Origin of the sequence: Hydrogenophaga pseudoflava (assembly GCF_031020795.1) — a bacterium.
Lineage (GTDB): Bacteria > Pseudomonadota > Gammaproteobacteria > Burkholderiales > Burkholderiaceae_C > Hydrogenophaga > Hydrogenophaga pseudoflava_A.
This window is the reverse complement of the sequence record NZ_JAVHJP010000017.1, coordinates 1-1,324: the sequence shown is the minus strand read 5'-3', so window position 1 is coordinate 1,324 and position 1,324 is coordinate 1. Positions and strand designations below refer to the sequence as shown.

The 1,324-nt window shown below is 63.4% G+C and carries 1 protein-coding gene and 1 other annotated feature; the gene reads right to left on the bottom strand.

Annotation, left to right across the window (positions count from 1 at the left end):
- Positions 1–39: 39 nt before the first annotated feature.
- Positions 40–1,274 (bottom strand): IS3 family transposase gene (locus tag RCO38_RS24195; protein WP_308331152.1). Its coding sequence is split into 2 segments (ribosomal slippage): positions 40–983 and positions 983–1,274, totalling 1,236 coding nucleotides; the frame shifts between segments, so codons are not numbered across the junction.
- Positions 877–993, bottom strand: a sequence feature (AL1L pseudoknot). (Overlaps the previous gene by 117 nt.)
- Positions 1,275–1,324: the final 50 nt, after the last annotated feature.

The following is a 1,324-nucleotide window of genomic DNA, read 5'->3' as shown; positions in this document are numbered from 1 at the left end:
TGAACCGCCCCGGGAATCGTGGAGGCCGGTTGGTTTAAGTCAGGCCACCACCATGGAGACCTGACTGGCGAGTTGCCGGTAGTAGTTTGCCTCAGCCTCGGCGGGCGGGCTGTAGCCGATGGGTTCGAGCAGCCGGTGGTTGTTGAACCATGACACCCATTCGAGGGTGGCCAACTCCACCGATTCCTTGGTCTTCCAAGGTGCTCTGCGGTGGATCAATTCGGCCTTGTACAGCCCGTTGATCGTCTCGGCCAGCGCGTTGTCGTAGCTGTCACCCTTGCTGCCCACTGAGGGCTCGATACCGGCCTCGGCCAGTCGCTCTGTGTAGCGGATGCTGACGTATTGCGACCCCCTGTCGGAGTGACAGACCAGGCTGCCGTCGCGCTCAGGCTGGCGTGCGTACAGCGCCTGCTCCAGCGCATCGAGCACGAAGTCCGTGCGCATCGAACTGCTCACCCGCCAACCCACGATGCGCCGTGCGTACACGTCGATCACGAAGGCCACATACAGCCAGCCTTGCCAGGTCGAGACGTAGGTGAAGTCCGAGACCCAGAGCTGATTGGGCCTGTCGGCCCTGAACACACGGTTGACCCGGTCCAGCGGGCATGGCTCCCGAGCGTCGCTGACCGTGGTGCGCACCACCTTGCCACGGCGCACGCCCTGCAAGCCCAGGCGCCGCATCAGCCGCTCGACCGTGCAGCGGGCAATGGCGATGCCTTCGCGGTTGAGCTGTTTCCAGACCTTGTCGGCGCCATAGACCTGCATGTTGGCGTGCCACACGCGCTGGATGTGCGGCATCAGGACATCGTCACGTTGAGCTCTGGCGCAGCGTCGCTCGGGGTTGCGCTGTTCGCAGGCGTGGCGCCAATAGCCTGACGGGGCGACCTGCAACACCTTGCAGATCGACTCGACCCCGTAGGCCTGTCGATGCTGGTCGATGAAGCCCTTTAGGACTTCAGACGGCGGTCGAGCTCCGCCTGGGCGAAAAACGCACTGGCCAACTTCAAGATCTCGTTGGCCTTGCGCAGCTCCTTGTTCTCGCGCTCGAGCTCCTTGAGGCGCTGCAGTTCAGAAGTGGTGATGCCCTGGCGAACGCCACTGTCGACCTCGTGGCGCTTGACCCATGTGTGCAGGGTCTGCGGCACACAACCGATCTTGGGCGCGATCGAATCGATGGCCGCCCACAGCGACGGGTACTCGCCCCGGTGCTCCAGCACCATGCGAACGGCACGCTCGCGCACTTCCGGTGAAAACTGGTTCGACTTCTTGCTCATGGCTCTATCCTCTCAGGGAAAAGAGCCTCCTCAAAACCCGGGGCGGTTCA